The sequence below is a fragment of the Haloarcula marismortui ATCC 43049 genome (assembly GCF_000011085.1).
In the GTDB taxonomy this organism is placed as follows: domain Archaea; phylum Halobacteriota; class Halobacteria; order Halobacteriales; family Haloarculaceae; genus Haloarcula; species Haloarcula marismortui.
In genome coordinates this window covers 1,887,267-1,905,130 of the sequence record NC_006396.1, presented here as the reverse complement: position 1 = coordinate 1,905,130, position 17,864 = coordinate 1,887,267, and the positions used below count along the sequence as shown (strand labels likewise).

Sequence of the window (17,864 nt, the reverse complement as noted above, 5' to 3'; positions counted from 1 at the left end):
CTGCACACGATAGTTCGGTAACACGTCCGTCAGGACCGGGAGAACAGCGCTGCTAACTGCTCCCGGGAGAACAGCGTCGTCGGCCGGTCCATGTGGACGCCGATCTCGCCTTCGAAGGCTTTCATCCCGGCTTTCTGTATCGGCTCCGGCGCAGAGTAGCCGGCCCGAACCGCGTGGCCGAGGCGGATTTCCTGCCGGAGGTCGTCGCGCCACGCCCGCTCGTACTCGCCCAGTGTCGCCGGGTCCTCGGGGTCTATCTCTCGGGCTGCGTGGTCGGCGGCGGTCATGCCGTAGCGGATGCCGCCGCCGGTGAAGGGCTTGGTCTGGGCCGCGGCGTCACCGATGAGGAACGACCGTCGGCCGGTGACTCGCTTCGGCGGGCCAATCGGGATGAGTCCCGAACAGCGGTGGTCAGTTTCGACGCCGTAGCCGTCGACGAATTCCTCGAAACGGCCGCGGGCGTCATCGCCCGGCGGCACCGCCAGTCCGTACTCAACACCGGCCTCGCCCCGTGGGATGCGCCAGGCGAAAAACCGCGGAACGGTGAGGTGCACGTCGACGAAATCGCCGTGGTCCACTTCATCGCTGAACCCGAGAACACCATGCAGCAGTTCGTCGGGCTCCGGCAGGTCCAGTTCCCGCCGGACGCGGCTCTTCGGGCCGTCACAGCCCGCGACCATCTTCGCCCGGTGTGTCTCGACGCCGTCGTCGCCGCGGACCTCCACGGTGACGCCGTCCCTGTCTTCGGTGACCCCGACGACGGAGTGTGCTTCTCGAACGTCCGCACCGGCGTCGCGGGCCAGCCCCGCGAGGTGCTTGTCCAGGCCGACGCGGTCGATGACGTTCGAGATGACCTCGTCCTTGTAGAATGGGTGGTCTTGGCTCCCGGGACCGCCCGTGTGAAAGCGTGCGCCCGAAATCTCGTTCTGGAACAGTTCGTCGCGGGCGTCCTCGGTGAATTCCCAGATATCCGTGCTCACGTGGCCCGAGCAGGCCAGTGGTTTGCCGATCTCTCCCTGTTCGAACACCACCACGTCGAGCCCCCGACTCGCCGCCTGACGCGCGTACCGGGACCCAGCCGGACCCGCGCCGACCACCACAACATCGTACATACACGTTCTCTCGGTGTCACGAATCAAATAGCTTCTTGATTCATACAGACTGCTGTCCCTGTTCCCGGGACGACCGCCGGGTCAACTCCCCGCCGTGGGGACCCGCGGATGGCCCTGTTGCTCAGCCAGCCAGCCGCCGAAACGGCCGGCCAGGCCGCCGACTGCCATCGGGAGGCCCAGCAGTAGCACACCAACAACGAGGGCGAGTCCGACGCCGACGACCCGGAACCAAAGCGGATTCGGAATCGTTGGGATAGCCACTAACAGCTCTTTCAGCGACCAGAGCGCTGGAACGCCGCCAATGAGTCCGGCTCTAATTCCGGCGGCAGTCCCGACCCCACCGTGACGTTTGACCAGATAGCCTGCGACGACGCCGCCGAGGAAAAGCCCCTGAAAGGTGATATTCGATGCTGACCGCAACACGTCCACGACCGTGAACGCTGCGGGGATGACGCCGCCAATAAGGGCGCATTTCCACGTTTTCGATAGCTCGAACTGGAGGGACATAGCTGGATGGTTGACCGCCGAAATGAAAAACCACACCCCTGACGACACAACCATTTGAAACCGACCGTCGCGTCACTACCCGAATCAGGGCGTATTTGTCGGTGTAGCCCCTGTCATGGCCTATGGCAGAGTATCAGCCCGGGGTGTGTAACATCGGAGCGAACCAGCGCCGCGCCCGCCGACTGTCGGCCATTGCTTCGTTTGCGGTCGCTGTCGGTCTCGCGCTCGCCGTCGCAGTGGGCGCGGTCCCCAACCTGTCGCTGTGGGCGACTATCCCCTTCATTTTCGGCGGGTACGTCGGCGCGTTTCAGGACTACTTCCGGTTCTGTGTCGCCTTCGGTGCGCTGGCCCGCTACGACCTCTCGGGGTCGGGCGGGGAACGCGGCAGTGTCGATACAAGTGAGGCCGTTCGCGCTGACCGGCGAAAAGCGGCGAAGATTCTCCTGTTTGCGGCCGCCGCGACGGTCGTGACGAGCGGCATCGGATACGTGGTCGTCACCGCCCTGTAAGGACTGCTGTCTGCTGTGTGTTCTGCGCGTCTTCCGACCGAATCACGAGGTGGCGGTATTAGACGATGGCCAGTCCGCTCGGGACCTGGTCGTACTCGGCTGTCCAGTCCCCGCTGACGAGGTTCTGCTTGACCCACGTCTCCCCGTGTTTCGACTGGAACAGGCCGTGGTTCGTCAACGCGAGAAAGCCATCAGTCGGGGCAGCGCTGAGAATCGGCCGGGCCAGACCTTCCGGTCCCGGCAGGCCGTCCATCGATTGCGTCCACCGGTCACCGTTCCATCGATACACGTAGCTCTCGCCGTGTGTACTGTGAGCCGAACGGGGTCCGCTGGCCGCCGAGACGATAGCACAGTCCGGGTCGTCGGGGTGGACGGCCAGCCCCCACACGTACCGATGGGCTAGCCCCTCCTGCGGGTGGGTCCACGCCGCTCCACGGTCGGTCGACAGCGCGAAACCGTCGCCGGCGGCGGTGTACACCCGGTCAGGAGCGTCAGGATGGGTCGCCAGCGTGTGGTTGTCTCGCCGAGCGCCGTCGGGGTGGTCGACCCACGTCTCGCCGCCGTCGGGACTGCGGACGAACGCGCCGGCCTCGATGGCGGCGTACACCTGCTCCGGGTCGTCTGGAGCGAGGGCGAGCCAGCGCACGTGGTGGGTGTCGGGCCGCGGCGGGAACGACCACCGTGCTGCCGAGTCCAGTTCCGTCAGTCTGGGCTTCTCGGTCCACGTTTCACCACCGTCAGCCGAACGGTAGACCGCGCTCGGCTCCGTCCCGGCCCACACCACGTCAGCGTCGTGCGGGCTGACCGTGACGCTCGTCACGCGGTCGCCGGCATCGAGGACTGTTTCCCACGTCGCGCCGCCGTCGGTGGTCCGCTGGAGGCCAGCATCCGAGGGACCCACGAAGGCTCGCTCCGGCTCGGCAGCCTCTGCGGCGACACACTCGATATCGTGGCCACGGAGGCAATCGTCCCAGCCGCTGTTACCGTCCCCAACAAGGACGCGGTCACCAAGTGCGGCGTAGACGGTGTCCATGGCCGACCTACGTTGCCCGAGCGAAGAAAGCTGGCGGTGGTCAGCGACTGACCGACCGCGTCAGGGCGAAAACATACAGCGCGACGAAGAAGCCGCCGAGGAACGCCTCGGACTGGGCGAGGAGGCTCACAGTCGGATTACTGACCTCGCCAACGCCGCCGAGGAAGAAGGCAATAAACGACCCGAGGCTGAGCTGGGCGTACTGGCCGACACTGTCGAACAGGTCCGGCGCGATAGCGAGGTACAGCCCCGCGTATGTGACGATGAGTACCGCCGAGGCCGCGAGCGTGTACGATGCCCGCTCACCGTAGCCGGTCGTCACGAACAGGAAGGCGTTCATCCCCCAGCGGGCGAGCGCCCGCCCCCGCTCCCGCAGCGACGCCGCACTGTCCCGGACGCGCCGGGACTGACAGCGCCGCCGGTATCCCATCTGCGACATGAAGAACTCGGAGGCCGCGGTGTTGTCGGCGATGTCGTTTGCGCCGTTTTTGGCCCGGAGATATGTCACCTCGCCGGCGGCAGCCGCGATTCGCCCCTCTGTCGCCGTCCCGAGTCGCTCGGCAGTGGCGCGGGCGGCTGTCGGGACCGCATGGTCCTGGGCCTGCTTGGCCGCCAGGTTGGTGAGAGTCGGCGGTTCATCGCCCACCGCGGCCGTGTTACCGTCGCCGGCGGTCGAGCCCGCCCTGTCCTCGCCGGCCGACGCGACTCTCGGGACAGTGCCTGGCTCGGCGGTCTTTGCGTTTTCGTTGCCGTCCGCCAGGGCTTCGACGGCCTCGTCGAGGGCTGCCGGGTACGACAGCGCGGTCCGCAGGCCGTCCCACAGCCTGCTGTCGAGTTCGTGAAGCCGGTAGTTTGCAGCCTCCAAGTCGAGGGCATCGTCGTCGCGGAAATCGAAGCCCGCGAACCGCGTCCGGTAGAACGCGACACGGCTGAGGACGCTCTCCGTCCCGTCGCCCTCAAATCGGACAGTGCCAAGCGTCGCTCGCTCGGGGTCGTAAACCGCTGCGCCTGCAGCCGGCTGGCCGAACGTGCCGTCTTCGACTGTGGTCTCGGAGAGCGAGACGAGTCCGACGCCGTCCGGTTCGACGGCCGCTGGCCGGAGGTCGACCGATCCGATGGTGCAGCCGTGGAGTCGGACGGTGCCTATGCAGGTCACCTCCGCAGCACGGAACTGGTCGATGTCGCTGTCAGCGAATTGTGGGCTCGCCAGCGTTGCCCCGCTCAGGTCGAGGTCGGTGACAGCGGCGTCGACGAATCTCGCGGCGACCAGCGTCGTGTCCGTGGCGTCGAGCCGCTCGATGTTTGCGCCCTCGAAGTCGGTGCCCACGAACACCGAGTCGTGGACGACTAGTTTCATCGAGACGGCCGCGTCGGCGAACGTCGCGTTGGTGAGCGTCACGTCAGGGAGATAGAGTCGCTCGGCCTCCACCCGCTCGAAAACGGCCTCGTCATAACTGGTCTCGTTGAAGTAGCCGCCGCTGAACGTCGCGCCGTAGAACCGCGCCGTGCCGAACTCCGCCCATCGGAAGTCCGCCTCGTCGAAGGTCGCGTGGTAGAAGTCGCCCGTCCCGAACGTCGCCTCGTCGAAGTCGGCCATCTCCAGTGTGGCGTGCTGGAACGACCCCTCCTCGATAGTCACCCGGTCGAAGGCGGCGTCGGTCACCGATGCCCGGTCGAAGGTCGCGCTTTCAATTGTTGCGTCGCGGGCATCAACTTCGGACAGTTCCGCGCTCTCGAACGCAGCGGTGTCCAGTTGCGCGCCCCTGAGGTCGACCCGGTCCGCTGTCACCCCGTTGAATACTGCCTCGGAAATCGTCGCGTCTTTCGCATCGATTTCGTGGTACGTCCCGTCGAACGTGGCCGTTTCCGTGACCGTCGCTCCCCGGAGGTCGAGGCGCTGGCCGAACTCGCTGTCAGTGCAGTCCAGCCGACCGATTGTCGCCCCGCGGAGGTCGACCGGATGGTTGTCGGCGGCGTCGACGACCGCGTTCGATACGTCGAGAACATCGAACGTCGCTCCGATGAACTGCTTCGCCCGCTCGCGGTCCTGCCGACTCTCGCCGGCATCCCCGGTTATCGCGTCGAGAAATGCCTCGGACACGTCCATGCCATCGGGGACGTCTTCAGGCTGGCAATGGAACGGACACCGTTCTTTGCCGTCGAGTGCGCCGTGTGGACATTCCCACGCCGCTTCGGCCTCGCCGTGTACGTCCACGATGTTATCTGTGAAGCCACACCGGCTCTCGGCGCGTCCCGACCAAGCCATCGTTGGCCGAAACGGTCGGGAGGCAGGGGCATAAGCGCTTCTACACCGAGGACTCATACGGATTGTTAGAGCGCCTTACCGGTATGTGTCGACTCTATGGGTCGGCACTAGTTGGAAATACTCGACAACAATCCGTCTCAGTCGTCGGCAGCGACCGCTTCGGTCCCGACTCGCCGACCGAGGAAGTCGTCGAGGAGGCGGAACAGCCGTTTCTTCTGCTCGATGTCCGAGGATGCGTGGCCCTCCTCACCGAGCTCCCGGTACTCGAACGCGCCGTCCGGTCCTTCGGTGTAGCCCGCGTCTTCGAGGGCATCGCGGAACAGCCGGGCCTGCGAGACGGGGACCCGGCGGTCGTTGACGCCGTGGACGATGAACAGCGGGGCGTCGAGGTTGTCGACGTGGGTGATGGGCGACCGTTCCTCGTACAGGTCCGGGTTCTTCTCCGGAGTACCCATGTTCTTCTCCATCAACTCTGTTCGGTAGTGCGCCATCGTGTTCTCGTACTGGTCTTCGAGGTCTGTGAGACCGATCCAGGCGACGCCGGCGTCGTACAGGTCCGGGTACTGGACCAGTTGCCAGTACGCCGAGTAGCCCCCGTAGGAGCCGCCGAAGACGACGACGCGCTCGTCGTCAAGCCACTCGCGGGTCGAGAGAACATGTTCAGCGGCCGAGGCCACGTCGCCCTGTTCGGCCCCGCCCCAGTCGTCGTACAGTTCGCGGATGAACTCGCGGCCGTGGCCAGTCGAACCCCGGTAGTTCACCTGCAGGACGGAGAAGCCCCGCTGAACGAGGAACTGTGTGTAGAGGTCGAATGATTTGCTGTCCATTCCGCGGGGGCCGCCGTGGGGGTTCACGATGAGCGGCGACGGTCGCTCGCCTGAATCATAGAGGAGACAGCCGATATCCAGCGTGTCGTACGGGTCGTACTCGACAGCCGCCTGCCGCGTTTCGGGCACGCCGTCGGACTCGATGGTGAAGTACTCGGCGTCGGCGAAGACGTTGGGCGAGAACGGCCCGTACTCGGCCTCGACCAGCGGCTCCGTTTCGTCTGTCGCGAGGTCGTATGTGAGCAGTTCGGGGCGGCGTGTGGGCGTCGTATGCAGCGCCAGGAGGCGGTCGCCATCCAGTATCGGGTCACCGCCCATCCGGCCGAATGACGCGACGCCTGCAGGAAGGTCGAGTTCGCGTGCGTCGCCGGTCTCGATGCCGTACACGACCGGCAGCTTCGTCGCCTCACGCGTCCGGACCGCGAGGAACCGCTTGCCGTCGGGCAGGAGCGCCTGTGGCTCCTCCTCGTACTCGCCGCCGAACCACGTTACCTCGTCCGTTTCCAGATCGTAGACGCCGCTCCGGGACAGGTCCTCGCTGTTGTCCACGACCAGCAGGCGGTCGCCGTCGGGTCCCCAGTCGGCCGGGGCGGCCTCCGCGCCGGTGACACCGATTTCGAGTGTCTCTGGGTCCGACTCGTCGGCGTCACTGACGTACACGTCCATGTTGTCGAAGTCGTCAGTCTCGTTGGTCGCGTACGCTAACTGCGACCCGTCGGGCGAGAGCAGTCCCGTGTGAACCGCTCGGTCGTAGTCAGTAATCTTGGACGTCTCGCCGCTCCCGAGGTGGTGGCTGTAGAGGTTCATCTGCCCGTCGCGGGTCGACCCGACCAGTAGCGTCTCGCCGTCCTCGCCAACGTCCTGCAGCACTACCTGCCCGTCCATCTCGACGACCGCCTCAACCGACCCGTCGCGGTCGATGGCGTACACGTCGTTCTGTTCGTTGCCGTCGTCGTCGAGGTGGAAGAACACGCGCTCGCCGTCGGCGTCCCACTCCACGTGCCAGCGGGCGTTCCTGGGGACATCGCCGTCGCTCCACTGCTCGTGCGTGCCGGCCTCGACGTCGAGGACGTGGAGTTCGTTGCGCCCGCTCACGTCGTAGTAGCAGGCCACTTCGCTGCCGTCAGGGGATGCCGTCGGATGCGCCAGCGTCGGCAGCCCAGCGAGTTCCTCTAGCACCGCCTCGGGGTCCGTCGGACCGCTGTCAGGGTCGGACATACGAACCGACGTATCGGACGGCTAACCTGTAGGTGTTCTGCCGACATCAGAGAACGCCGTGAGTGCACACACTCGAACAGCAGACAACCCCGCCCGAAGTCAGCCGAGAAACCCGAGCCGGGTTGGACTGTCCGGCTCTATCTCGTTTGTACCACGGGATACTCCCACCCCGCTATGGTGTCCACCAGCGCAGGCCGACCATCACGAACACGATAGCCAACTGCATCAGCCCCTGCAAGCCCCCCAGTCTGGCGTTTCGCATCCCGATTTCGGAGACGAGGTCGACGTCCGGGTTCTCGGAGACGACCTGCCGGTAGATACGGACCTCGCCGGGCAGGATGACGCCAAAGCCCTGCACGGACAGCAGCGTCACGATACCGAGCGTGGCGACCATCCACCACGAGGTCATTGCGAAGGCCGGCAGCGTCGTGACGAGATACGCGCCCGAACCCACGACGGCGACGCCGAGGATGCCCAGCGTCTTCGGGTCGGTCAGCGCGTCGAACTGATAGCCGATGAGGAGAATGACCGGAATCAGCGTCGCAGCGGTCAGGATTGCCAGCCACGGGTCGGCGTTGGGGAACTTCCCGAGGCGAAGTGCCAGCAGGATGCCGCCCGAAATAGTCACCGTCGCCAGCGTTGGCATCAGGAACGTCATCTTGGGCGTGAACGATGCGAAGAAGTCTGCCCGTGCCTCTGGTTCTTGACCGCCGAGCACTGGCCCCAGCACGAGGCCCATGAACAGGTCGATACCGGTCCACAGCACCCCGGCCATCACATGGACGTAGGTCAGCGCCCGGATGTTTCCGCTGGCGAGTGCCCCCGCAAACGCGATGAGCGGGACGGCGACTGCCCCCACAGCAAACGCCGGGTTCGCCTGCTTCGCCAGCCCACCGATACCCCGTTTCCGCTCGACGCGGTCTGCTGTCGACTGCGCCATAACTGGCTATATCAGGTTTCCCTACTGTCAAAAACGTTGGTGGCCGTTTCAGCTATTGCCTGCTTTCAGCATACCGACTTCCTTAGTCGTCGTCCGCGGCCGGCTGTTCGGCCGCTGTGTCGCGGTCCGCTCGCGGCCCCTCTAGGTCGACGTTCGGCAGCAGGTCGCGGAGGTACTGCCCAGTGTAGGATGCCTCGGTCCGGGCCACGTCCTCCGGAGTGCCCTGTGCGACGAGTACGCCGCCGTTCTCGCCACCCTCGGGACCGAGGTCGATGATCTGGTCGGCGTTCTTTATCAGGTCGAGTTCGTGCTCGATAACGACGACTGTGTTGCCGTCGTCGGTGAGCCGGTGGAGCACGTCGATGAGTTTGCGTTCGTCCTCCGGGTGGAGCCCGGTGGTCGGCTCGTCGAGCAGGTACAGCGTCTCGCCCGAATCCTTCTTGCCGAGTTCCTCGGCGAGTTTGACGCGCTGGGCCTCACCGCCGGAGAGCGTCGTCGAAGGCTGGCCCAGCCGCATATAACCCAGCCCCACGTCCTTCAGGAGTTCTAGCCGGCGACGGATGCCGCTGTGGCTCTCGAAGAAGTCATAGGCCTCCTCGACAGTCATATCGAGCACGTCAGCGATGGTCGCGCCCTTGTAGGTCACGTCCAGCGTCTCATCGTTGTAGCGCGCGCCGCCACACTCCTCACAGGGGACCGTCACGTCCGAGAGGAAGTTCATGTCGATGGTGACCGTCCCCTGGCCGCCACAGCCCTCACAGCGGCCGCCCTTGACGTTGAACGAGAACCGGCCGACTTCGTAGCCGCGCTGTTTCGAGAGGCTCGTCTCGGCAAACAGCTCGCGGATGTGGTCGAAGACGTTGGTGTACGTCGCCGGGTTCGAGCGGGGCGTTCGGCCGATAGGCGACTGGTCGATGAGCCGAACCGTTTCGATGTCGTCGAGGCCGTCGATAGCGTCATGTTCGCCGGGGTTCACGTCGGTGTCGTTCATCCGACGCACCAGCCCCTTGTACAGCACGTCGTGCATCAGCGTGGATTTCCCGGAGCCCGAGACGCCTGTGATGGCGGTGAACGTCCCCAGCGGGATGGATACGTCGAGGTCAGCGAGGTTGTGCTGGCGAGCACCCCGAACGGTGAGTTCGCCGTCGGCCTCGCGGCGGCTGTCGGGCACTGGAATCGTCCGCTCGCCCGAGAGGTACTCCCCAGTCACCGATTCCTCGGTGTCGATGACCTCGTCCATCGAGGCGTTGACGACGACCTCGCCGCCGCGCTTGCCCGGTCCGGGTCCCATGTCGATTATCTGGTCGGCCCGGCGCATCGTCTCGGTGTCGTGTTCGACCACGAGCAGCGTGTTCCCGAGGTCTCGAAGCTCTTCGAGGGTGTTCAGCAGGCGGTCGTTGTCCCGCTGGTGGAGGCCGATAGAGGGCTCGTCGAGGACGTAGAGAACACCGACGAGGCCGCTCCCGATCTGGGTCGCCAGCCGGATCCGCTGGCTCTCACCGCCCGACAGCGTCGACGCCTCGCGGTCCAGCGTCAGGTAGTCCAGTCCGACCTCGGTCATGAAGCCCAGACGGGCGCGGATCTCCTTGAGAATCTCCTCGGCGATCTTCCGGTCCCGGGCCGAGAGGTTCTCCTCCATCCCCTCGAAGTGGGCCAGCGCGTCACTGATGGACATCTCGTTGACTTCCGTTATCGAGGTGCCGTCAACGAGCACTGCCCGCGACTCCGCTTTGAGTCGCGTCCCTTCACAGGCCGGGCACGTCGTCGTCGCCATGAACTCCTCGATATGCTCGCGGGCGCGGTCTGAATCCGTCTCGACGTGTCGCCGCTCCAGATTCGGGATGACGCCCTCGAAGCGCTCAGTCTTCTCGCGGGTCCCGTTCTTGGTCCGCCACTCGAAGTGGACCCTGCTGTCGGTCCCGTAGAGGAACTGCCGCTGGACGGACTCGTCTAGCTCCTCGAACGGCGTCGAGAGGTCGACGCCAAAGTGCTCGGCGACGTTGTCCAGTTGCCGCGAGTAGTACGTCCGGTCGTAGCTCCAGGGCTCGAAGACGTGCTTGAGCGGCTTCGTCGGGTCGGTGACGACGAGGTCTTCGCTGACCTCCTTCGTTTCGCCAAGCCCTTCACACTCCGGACAGGCCCCGTGCGGTGAGTTGAACGAGAACGACCGCGTCTCGATTTCGGAGATGTCGATACCGCAGTGGGTGCAGGCAAGGTCCTCGGAGAGTTCGACGACGATTCGGTCCGAAGTAGCTCCGTCGTCCTCCTCACCGTCGGCGAGGTCGCCGGTTGCCCGGGCGTCTGACCCGCCGAGCGTCTCTGCCGCGCCTTCTGCCGGGTCCGGCAGAATGACCTTCAGCGTCCCGTCGGCCTCTTCGAGCGCGGTTTCGACGGAGTCCGTGATGCGCGAGCGGGCGTCCGGCGAAATCTTCACGCGGTCCACGACCACGTCGATGGTGTGGTCGTAGTTTTCGTCCAGTTCGGGTCGGTCCAGCGTGAGGTCGAACTCCTCGCCGTCGACCTCGACGCGACTGTACCCCTCGCCGACGAGGTCGTCGAACAGGTCTTCGAAGGCACCCTTCTGGTCGCGGACGACCGGCGCACACAGTTTGGCGCGGGTTCCCTCCGGGAGTTCCAGCAGCCGCGAGACCATGTTCTGGGCGGACTGCTCGCCGACCTCGCGGCCACACTCCGGGCAGTGTGGCGTGCCGACGCGGGCGTACAACAGGCGAAGGTAGTCGTGGAGTTCGGTGACAGTGCCGACCGTCGAGCGGGGGTTGTTGGCGGCGTTTTTCTGGTCGATAGAGATCGCCGGGGAGAGCCCCTCGACGTTCTCGACCTGTGGCTTGTCCATCTGCCCCAGAAAGTTCCGGGCGTAGGCGGAGAGCGACTCGATGTAGCGCCGCTGGCCTTCGGCGTACACCGTCTCGAACGCGAGCGAGGATTTGCCCGACCCCGACAGCCCGGTGACGACCGTCAGTTCCTCGCGGGGAATCTCCACGTCGACGTCCTTGAGGTTGTGTTCCTCGGCCCCTCGGACCTCGATTATATCCTTGCTCATCTTTGCATCTTCGTTGGCCGGCAGGAGGGAAACCCTGTCGGTTGCGTCCGAAACCGTACTTGATTGGTACTGGTTCCGTCGAAAGCTTGATTACGGCGTGTTCTATGGTAAATAATATGAGTACGCCCTCCACGTACGACATCAAGGGAATCGACCTCTCTGATGACAGCTACACTGTCGAACAGAGTCTGGTCCGCAACAAGTACAAAGCCATGGACGCCGCCGGGAACGTCGTCCTCCGCGGGAAACAGAAGATGCTGAAGATGAAAGAGCAGTTCCCGTTCGTCGACGGAAATGGTGACGAAGTGTTCGAAGTCAACGCCGGCGGCATCATCGACGTGGCCGGCAACTACGTCCTCACCGACTCCAAGACCGGCGAGGACATCGTCATCCTCGATAACGACTACTCGATTTTTCAGGACACGTGGAAGATTCGGGACGCCAGCACGGAGGCGAAGATCGCCGAGATCAACTCTCAGGGCGCGCTCGTGACCATCGCCCGCAACGTCGTCCCCTTTGGGGGGTGGATTCCCCACAAGTACGAGATCACCGACCAGGACGGCACCCACGTCGGCAACATCGACGGGCAGTTCTCACTGAAAGACCGCTACGAGATCACCATCGACGACGCCAGCACGGTCCCGAAGGAGCCGATCATCGCCGCGGCGATGGTTATCGACGCGATTCAGGGGAACTGACCGCGACCCGCGGGCACCGGAATCCTTCTTGCCCTGGCTCCCGCAGGGACGGCTATGCGCCGCCGGACGGTCCTCCGACGACTCGCCCTCGCAGGAACAGGTGTCGGTCTCGCGGCGGGAACGACTCGCGGCCATCCGACGCCGACCGGTGACGGGACGGCCGAGCCAGCGGCCTCCGACACCCCGACCGGCGAGGACCCACTGGGCGTGCTGGAGATGGAGACGGTGTACGAGGTCGTCACCAGTCCCGACGGCCACACGGCCTACGTCGCAACGGGTGACGGCGTCGCGCTCGTTGACCTCGTCACGCCGACCAGTCCTCGACTGCTCAGCCGCCGAACCGATCTGCTGGCCGACAGCGAGAATGGACCGATACAGCGCGTCCAGGACCTCGCCGTCAGCGGTTCGCGGCTATTGGCTGCTGGTCCCGCTCACCCCGCTGACGGCGCCCACGGCTTCGTCGTCTTCGACGTGAGCGACCGGCAGGACCCGTCCCGAATCGCGGGCCTCGAACTGGACACGCGCATCCACAACTGCCACTTCGACGGCCGCTACGCCTATCTGACCGCGAACGACCGCGACGGCAACCCCCTGCTCGTCGTCGATGTCGACGCCGAACAGGAAGTCGGCGACTGGTCGCTGTTAGACGCCGGCGACGCCTGGACCGACGTGCCGACGAGCCTCTGGCCGCTACACGACGTGTGGGTGCAACACGACCGGGCGTACTTGGCGTACTGGGACGGCGGGACGTGGGTCGTGGACGTGTCGGACCCGAGCGACATCTCGCTCGTCTCGAAGGTCCGCGGTCGGCCTCCCGAAGACCTCGCCGCCATCGAGGACCCCGGGACCGAACGGAGCGAGCCGCCGGGCAACGACCACTTCGTGACGGTCAATGAGGACGCGTCGCTGCTGGGCGTCGGCGGCGAATCATGGGACCTTGGCGACGACGACAGCGGCGGCCCCAGCGGCATCGAGCTGTACGACATCAGCGACCCGACCGACGCTGAACTGCTGTCCACGCTCGACCCGCCGCCGACCTCGGACCCATCGCCGGGTGGCATCCTCACGACGGCACACAACTTCGAACTGACCGACAACCGCTGTTACTCGGCGTGGTACAACGGCGGGGTCCGGGTCCACGACCTGACGGACCCGACCGCGCCTGAACTCGCGTTCGAGTGGCGCGACACTGAAACGACCTCGTTCTGGACCGCCCAGCGCGCCGCCGGCTGTTTCGTCGCCGGGAGCACGAACGCGAGCCAGGGGACGGAGGTCCAGCCCGGACTGTACACGTTCCCGGACCCCCAGATACGGACGCCAACGCCCACGGACGACGAGGCGGGCAACGCTACCGACGCTGACGGCACCTCCCTTGGCGTCGGCGGCCCCGGCTTCGGCGTCGGGTCGGCAGTCGCGGCGGTCGGACTCGCAGCGTGGCGCGCCCGACGCCGGCGCGACTGACCTCGCCCGCCTGATTGAGCCCCGTTGCGTCACTCCAGTGCGCTCTTGACAGCGGCGGCGACACTCCGGGCGCGCTCGGCCAGCGGCTCGGAGATGTGGCCGCGCTCGACGGCCGCGTCGAGTTCGTCGTCGTCGACCCGCTCGACGGCCCCGTCAGCGTGTTTCACCACGTCGACGTGGAGGTCGACGTACCGAGCGGTGTCGGGGAATATCTCGACGGGCGTGCAGACGTTGACGTACGTGCCCTTCTTCTCGCCGTCGCTGTCGCGGTACACCGTCGGGTACCACCACCGCCCCTCCTTAACCTTCGTTTCAGCGATGTCGCCGGCCTCCTTCGGGACGCCCAGCGCGTCGTAGGTGCCGCCGGGACTCATCTCGCGCTCGATGGTCACCGTTCCGTCGTCATCGACGGACTGGACCTCGCCATTGCCTAGCGTGATGAGTCGGCCGTCGGGCTTGCCGTGACCCAGCGACAGCGACCCGCCGACCTGCGGGCCGAACTGCCGGGTCGTTACGGCGAAGGGGAAGTCCGTCTCGCCGGTTTCGGGGTCATCACACAGCGCTTCGACGTAGTCCACAGCGGCGCTGGCCGCGCGGTCCCCGGCCTTCACGCGGTGGTGGCCCGGCATCGTCGACGTCACCTCGCGGCGGACCTCGTCGAGGGCGAACCGGCTCTCGCGGCCGAACCACAGCCACACCGTCGAACGTCCCTCGTCGTAACGGGTCGGCGCGCAGTCCTCGGGCGCGTCGGCCCCGTCGAGCGATGCATCGATGGCCGCCGCACGGTCGTTGGCGGCGTCGAGTGCCGCAGCCAGCGCGTCGAAACTCGCGTCCTCGCTCGCCGACTCCCACGAGACGCCCCAGCCGTCCCGGGGCTCCGCGGCGATGAGGTCCAGCATCGCCGGGCCGCCAGTCCCCGGTGTGCTGGCGGTCTCGCCGCGCACGAGCGAGAGCAGCGACCCGCGGACCGCGACGGTCGTGTCCAGCACGGGGCGGCCGTCGGTCCACGGCGCGCTCGCTTCGACGACCTGCACCCGGAGCGTATCGCCCGTCTCGACGCGCTCGTCCGAAGACGAGTACGGGAGAAACCCCTCGCCGTCGCCAAGGTCGACGACGGCGCCGCTCCCCAGCGTATCCGTCACCGTGCCGGCGTAGATAGCGCCCTCGGGCGTCGGGTCGCTCCAGTGGAGCGTATCTCGCCCGAGTTCGGTCAGGCGGTCGGTAACGGCCGCGGCAGCGTCGTGGTCACCGATGACACCGACGCCCTGCTGGTCGTCCGTCGTCGTCACGGTGACCGCCGCCCGCTCGTCGGCGAACTCGCCGTCGAAGCGGTCCTCGATGGGCCCCGACGCCTGCACGACCTCGTGGCCCGCCTCGCGCAGTAGCCGGGTCAGCGCCGTTGCGTAGATGCCCCTGACCCGGACGGTCATAGCGCGTCCTCGTCGGCGGCAAAGCGGACCCGTCCGTGGACTGTCGGCCCGAGCGAGAGCTCGACCTTCTCCTCGCTCAGAATGCGTCCGCCCTCGACCGGAACGCCCCAGGTGTCGAAGCGCAGATAGCCCCGGATGTCGTCGGCGTGGGTGAACAGGTCGCAGTATTCGACGGTGTGTTCCTGAATCTCGCTGGAACTGTGAGCGATATCCATATCGGAGTACACGGTCTCGCGGCCGTCGAAGAAGGCTTCCAGTTCTCCGGCCGCGTCGTCGGTGGCTTCGACCACCGCGTCGGAGGCCGCTTCGATGGTCGCTTGCTCAACGCCAGCATCGCGGAGCGCCTGCTGTTCGCGTTGCGTGAAGTGCATACCCGCGAGTCAGTGGCGGGGAGAGGAAAACAGTGCGGAATCGCCTACACGATCATCGCGTTCAGCACGAGCATCAACAGCCCGAACATGACGCCGGTCGCGACGATTGTTCGAGGGTCGATACGGATCGTGTTCTGGTCTTCAGCGTCGAAATACCGGACCAGTCCCGCACTGGACATCAGTCCGCCGCCGTCGCTACCACTCATACTTCAGGGTGGTGTATCACCAACACTAAGCCTTTCGGGTCGCCCGCGATTGCGTGCCCCCGGTACACATGGATAACCCTTATCAGATACCGCGGGCTAACACGAACAGAGTACTATGACGGTTACACTGAAGGACTTCTACGCGGACTGGTGCGGCCCTTGCAAAACGCAGGACCCGATCCTCGAAGACCTCGAAGAGGAGTGGGCGGACGTTGAGTTCGAGAAGATCAACGTCGACGAGGAACAGGACGTTGCCAACGAGTATCAGGTACGTTCCCTGCCGACGCTCATCATCGAGAACGACGACGGCATCGTCGAGCGCTTCGTCGGCGTCACGCAGGCCGACGACATCGACGACGCGCTGCAGCAGGCCTCGGCGTAACGCAGTCGCTTTTGCGGTTTATCACACCGGCCAGTAGCAACCGCTGGCTCACTCCTATTCGGCCAGTCCCGAATCGTCGATTTCGTCGACGGCGATCAGCATCCGTCCGTCTTCAAGCGCCGTCACCATCTTCGACTCGGTGAAGGTAGTTTCGTCGGCCCGCAACCCTTTGCTCTGGCCGGTCCACTTCCCGCCGCTTCTGACGGCAGGAATGACGTGCGTCCTGATGTGCTGGACTTCGTTGCTTGGGTGGAGTTCCGACCAGTGCTTGCCGACGAGTTCCTCCGACTCGTAGCCGTAGTACGAGGCGTAGGTCTCGCCGACTCGCTCGAACCGCTCGTCCGTGCCGATGACGCCGACGCCGCTGAGTTTGACTTCGTTGCCCGTCTCGAAGCTCCCGTCCGAATCGACGGCGTGTTCGACTCGGCGGATGAGCGACGTGTACTGGTCGGTTCCAACGGATTTCTTGAGATAGTCTGTGACACCGGCCTGAATGATTTCGGCGGCGACATCGCCGGTTTCCTCCCCGGAGAACAGCAACACCGGCAGCTCCGGATGGGTCTCCCGGATGGCTTCGAGGAAGTCGATACCGTTCATCTCCGGCATATCGTAATCGCTGACGATACAATCGAAGTTCGTCTCCGACGACCGAATCAGCGATAGCGCGGTTTCGGGGTTCGTCTCTGTCGTGACAGTACAATCGAGGCCGCTGTCCTCTCGCTCAAGATACAATTCCACGAGCGCTCCCAATTCCGCGTCATCGTCAACATGGAGTATTGAGAGTGACCCTTCTGTCTCCATCCTCTATGGTCACGGCTGCAGTGCGCAAGTAGTTGCTGCTTGTTTTTGCCTATCTGATACGTATATGGAACCCCGACCCTCACTTCGGGCCGCGCCAGCGTCTCGTCGCTGGCGTCGGGGAAGGGCAGGGCTGCCGCTGAAGCAGGATTAGTAGAAGTGCCGCCGTTGCGGTAGCCGAGTGAGTGCAGTAAAGCATACCGCTCGCCGACGGCGAGCGGTTTCACTCCGAGCGCGCTCTGTGAGCGCGACTCGGAGGTCGTTTTTAGCGTAGATTTTTACGAGGAGCCCTCCCACAGCGGCGCGAAGCGCCGCGAGGAAGGGCGACGAAGTAAAAAGGTACTATTGGAACCGCACGCCCAGGTCATGCAGGCCGTCGTTGTGGCGGGCGACGTTGATGAGCAGCGGCGTCAGTCCCTCAATTTCGGCGGCGTTAGCGAGCGGGCCGCCGTCGAGGGCACGAAGCCCCTCGATGCCCTCGGCGAGTTCACAGACGGTGTCTTTGGCGTCGGTGTCGTCGCCGACGACAATGGTGTCCCAGTTCAGGTCGGCGTCGAGGTTGGCAAGACGACCGGCCGCGAGGTTGTGGAACGCGCCGACAACAGGCGTGTCATCGGGGGCGGCGTTGGCGGCCAGTTGCGTGACGCTGCCGGCACCGGGGCGGTTGTAGTGGAAGCCGTCCTCGTCGCGTTGCATCCCGACGGCGGGGGCCACAAGGGTTGTGTCGTCGAGTTCGTCGGCAACGGCGTCGATGGTGTCGGTAAGGTGGTAGGCCGGGACGGCGGCGACAACCACGTCGGCGCGGGCGGCGGCGTCCTCGTTCACCAGCCCGGCGATTGATACGTCGTCGTGGCCGCGGCTGGCCAGTTCTGTCTCGTACTCCTCGGCTTTGTTCGCCGCTTTCTGGGCTTTCCGGGAGCCGATGATGATCGTGTGGTTGGTGTCGTCAGCCCAGCGGAGGGCAAGGCCTTGGCCGATGTCTCCAGTACCGCCAAGCAACGCGATGTCCATACTTACGGCGTAGGCCGACCACTGAATAAACGTT

General features: G+C 65.4%; 16 protein-coding genes. 4 read left to right on the top strand and 12 right to left on the bottom strand.

Annotated features, from left to right (window positions below; all coding sequences use genetic code 11):
• Positions 1–29: 29 nt before the first annotated feature.
• Both RR_RS13465 and RR_RS13460 read right to left on the bottom strand, forming a co-directional pair.
• Complete coding sequence (locus RR_RS13465) at positions 30–1,112, bottom strand: geranylgeranyl reductase family protein (protein ID WP_011224043.1); 1,083 nt, start codon at positions 1,110–1,112, stop codon at positions 30–32.
• A gap of 81 nt (positions 1,113–1,193) precedes the next feature.
• Positions 1,194–1,673: a DUF5518 domain-containing protein gene (locus RR_RS13460; protein ID WP_007188634.1), complete on the bottom strand. Its 480-nt coding sequence runs from the start codon at positions 1,671–1,673 to the stop codon at positions 1,194–1,196.
• Positions 1,674–1,741: 68 nt separating this feature from the next.
• On the opposite strand from RR_RS13460, the gene RR_RS13455 reads away from it, so the two are divergent.
• A complete protein-coding gene (locus RR_RS13455) occupies positions 1,742–2,128 on the top strand; it encodes a hypothetical protein (RefSeq protein ID WP_004958512.1) in 387 nt (128 codons plus the stop codon).
• 58 nt (positions 2,129–2,186) lie between these two features.
• Here the strand turns inward: RR_RS13455 and RR_RS13450 are convergent, their stop codons facing one another.
• The 5 genes from RR_RS13450 to uvrA all read right to left on the bottom strand — a co-directional run bounded on the left by RR_RS13450 (position 2,187) and on the right by uvrA (position 11,473).
• Positions 2,187–3,161, bottom strand: a complete 975-nt coding sequence (locus RR_RS13450; RefSeq protein WP_011224042.1) for a WD40/YVTN/BNR-like repeat-containing protein — start codon at positions 3,159–3,161, stop codon at positions 2,187–2,189.
• Positions 3,162–3,201: 40 nt separating this feature from the next.
• Positions 3,202–5,427: a pentapeptide repeat-containing protein gene (locus RR_RS13445; RefSeq protein ID WP_049938964.1), complete on the bottom strand. Its 2,226-nt coding sequence runs from the start codon at positions 5,425–5,427 to the stop codon at positions 3,202–3,204.
• A gap of 137 nt (positions 5,428–5,564) precedes the next feature.
• Positions 5,565–7,472: a S9 family peptidase gene (locus tag RR_RS13440; protein ID WP_011224040.1), complete on the bottom strand. Its 1,908-nt coding sequence runs from the start codon at positions 7,470–7,472 to the stop codon at positions 5,565–5,567.
• A 172-nt stretch (positions 7,473–7,644) separates the two neighbouring features.
• Positions 7,645–8,412, bottom strand: a complete 768-nt coding sequence (locus RR_RS13435) for a hypothetical protein (protein ID WP_007188639.1) — start codon at positions 8,410–8,412, stop codon at positions 7,645–7,647.
• An 82-nt stretch (positions 8,413–8,494) separates the two neighbouring features.
• Positions 8,495–11,473 carry an excinuclease ABC subunit UvrA gene (gene uvrA / locus RR_RS13430; RefSeq protein WP_011224039.1) on the bottom strand — a complete coding sequence of 993 codons (2,979 nt, stop codon included), beginning with the start codon at positions 11,471–11,473 and terminating at the stop codon, positions 8,495–8,497.
• Positions 11,474–11,589: 116 nt separating this feature from the next.
• On the opposite strand from uvrA, the gene RR_RS13425 reads away from it, so the two are divergent.
• Together RR_RS13425 and RR_RS13420 are read left to right on the top strand one after the other, a co-directional pair.
• Positions 11,590–12,171, top strand: a complete 582-nt coding sequence (locus RR_RS13425) for an LURP-one-related/scramblase family protein (RefSeq protein ID WP_007188641.1) — start codon at positions 11,590–11,592, stop codon at positions 12,169–12,171.
• A 54-nt stretch (positions 12,172–12,225) separates the two neighbouring features.
• Positions 12,226–13,632 carry an LVIVD repeat-containing protein gene (locus tag RR_RS13420; protein ID WP_011224037.1) on the top strand — a complete coding sequence of 469 codons (1,407 nt, stop codon included), beginning with the start codon at positions 12,226–12,228 and terminating at the stop codon, positions 13,630–13,632.
• A gap of 29 nt (positions 13,633–13,661) precedes the next feature.
• Here RR_RS13420 and RR_RS13415 read toward each other — a convergent pair whose 3' ends face one another.
• The 3 genes from RR_RS13415 to RR_RS13405 are packed head-to-tail and all read right to left on the bottom strand — an operon-like array spanning position 13,662 to position 15,639.
• Positions 13,662–15,062, bottom strand: a complete 1,401-nt coding sequence (locus tag RR_RS13415; RefSeq protein ID WP_011224036.1) for a DUF402 domain-containing protein — start codon at positions 15,060–15,062, stop codon at positions 13,662–13,664.
• Positions 15,059–15,433: a DUF7532 family protein gene (locus RR_RS13410; protein ID WP_011224035.1), complete on the bottom strand. Its 375-nt coding sequence runs from the start codon at positions 15,431–15,433 to the stop codon at positions 15,059–15,061. Before RR_RS13410 ends, RR_RS13415 begins: the two co-directional genes overlap by 4 nt.
• Before the next feature lie 44 nt (positions 15,434–15,477).
• Positions 15,478–15,639 (bottom strand): preprotein translocase subunit Sec61beta, encoded by a 162-nt coding sequence (locus tag RR_RS13405; protein WP_004514908.1) that lies wholly within the window; start codon positions 15,637–15,639, stop codon positions 15,478–15,480.
• A 115-nt stretch (positions 15,640–15,754) separates the two neighbouring features.
• Here RR_RS13405 and RR_RS13400 point away from each other — a divergent pair, with 115 nt between their 5' ends.
• Positions 15,755–16,021 (top strand): thioredoxin family protein, encoded by a 267-nt coding sequence (locus RR_RS13400; protein ID WP_004591027.1) that lies wholly within the window; start codon positions 15,755–15,757, stop codon positions 16,019–16,021.
• 54 nt (positions 16,022–16,075) lie between these two features.
• Here the strand turns inward: RR_RS13400 and RR_RS13395 are convergent, their stop codons facing one another.
• Both RR_RS13395 and npdG read right to left on the bottom strand, forming a co-directional pair.
• Positions 16,076–16,822, bottom strand: coding sequence for a response regulator (locus tag RR_RS13395; protein WP_011224034.1), 747 nt, complete (start codon positions 16,820–16,822; stop codon positions 16,076–16,078).
• 339 nt (positions 16,823–17,161) lie between these two features.
• Positions 17,162–17,830 (bottom strand): NADPH-dependent F420 reductase, encoded by a 669-nt coding sequence (gene npdG, locus RR_RS13390; RefSeq protein ID WP_004958477.1) that lies wholly within the window; start codon positions 17,828–17,830, stop codon positions 17,162–17,164.
• Positions 17,831–17,864 lie beyond the last annotated feature (34 nt).

What these genes read in the sequence shown, in the direction of transcription:
- RR_RS13395 (WP_011224034.1), bottom strand. Translation starts at nt 16,822, where the DNA reads ATGGAGACAGAAGGGTCACTCTCAATACTCCATGTTGACGATGACGCG.
- RR_RS13450 (WP_011224042.1), bottom strand. Translation starts at nt 3,161, where the DNA reads ATGGACACCGTCTACGCCGCACTTGGTGACCGCGTCCTTGTTGGGGAC.
- RR_RS13460 (WP_007188634.1), bottom strand. Translation starts at nt 1,673, where the DNA reads ATGGTTGTGTCGTCAGGGGTGTGGTTTTTCATTTCGGCGGTCAACCAT.
- RR_RS13400 (WP_004591027.1), top strand. Translation starts at nt 15,755, where the DNA reads ATGACGGTTACACTGAAGGACTTCTACGCGGACTGGTGCGGCCCTTGC.
- RR_RS13435 (WP_007188639.1), bottom strand. Translation starts at nt 8,412, where the DNA reads ATGGCGCAGTCGACAGCAGACCGCGTCGAGCGGAAACGGGGTATCGGT.
- RR_RS13455 (WP_004958512.1), top strand. Translation starts at nt 1,742, where the DNA reads ATGGCAGAGTATCAGCCCGGGGTGTGTAACATCGGAGCGAACCAGCGC.
- RR_RS13440 (WP_011224040.1), bottom strand. Translation starts at nt 7,472, where the DNA reads ATGTCCGACCCTGACAGCGGTCCGACGGACCCCGAGGCGGTGCTAGAG.
- RR_RS13420 (WP_011224037.1), top strand. Translation starts at nt 12,226, where the DNA reads ATGCGCCGCCGGACGGTCCTCCGACGACTCGCCCTCGCAGGAACAGGT.
- RR_RS13405 (WP_004514908.1), bottom strand. Translation starts at nt 15,639, where the DNA reads ATGAGTGGTAGCGACGGCGGCGGACTGATGTCCAGTGCGGGACTGGTC.
- RR_RS13415 (WP_011224036.1), bottom strand. Translation starts at nt 15,062, where the DNA reads ATGACCGTCCGGGTCAGGGGCATCTACGCAACGGCGCTGACCCGGCTA.
- RR_RS13425 (WP_007188641.1), top strand. Translation starts at nt 11,590, where the DNA reads ATGAGTACGCCCTCCACGTACGACATCAAGGGAATCGACCTCTCTGAT.
- uvrA (WP_011224039.1), bottom strand. Translation starts at nt 11,473, where the DNA reads ATGAGCAAGGATATAATCGAGGTCCGAGGGGCCGAGGAACACAACCTC.
- RR_RS13445 (WP_049938964.1), bottom strand. Translation starts at nt 5,427, where the DNA reads ATGGCTTGGTCGGGACGCGCCGAGAGCCGGTGTGGCTTCACAGATAAC.
- npdG (WP_004958477.1), bottom strand. Translation starts at nt 17,830, where the DNA reads ATGGACATCGCGTTGCTTGGCGGTACTGGAGACATCGGCCAAGGCCTT.
- RR_RS13465 (WP_011224043.1), bottom strand. Translation starts at nt 1,112, where the DNA reads ATGTACGATGTTGTGGTGGTCGGCGCGGGTCCGGCTGGGTCCCGGTAC.
- RR_RS13410 (WP_011224035.1), bottom strand. Translation starts at nt 15,433, where the DNA reads ATGCACTTCACGCAACGCGAACAGCAGGCGCTCCGCGATGCTGGCGTT.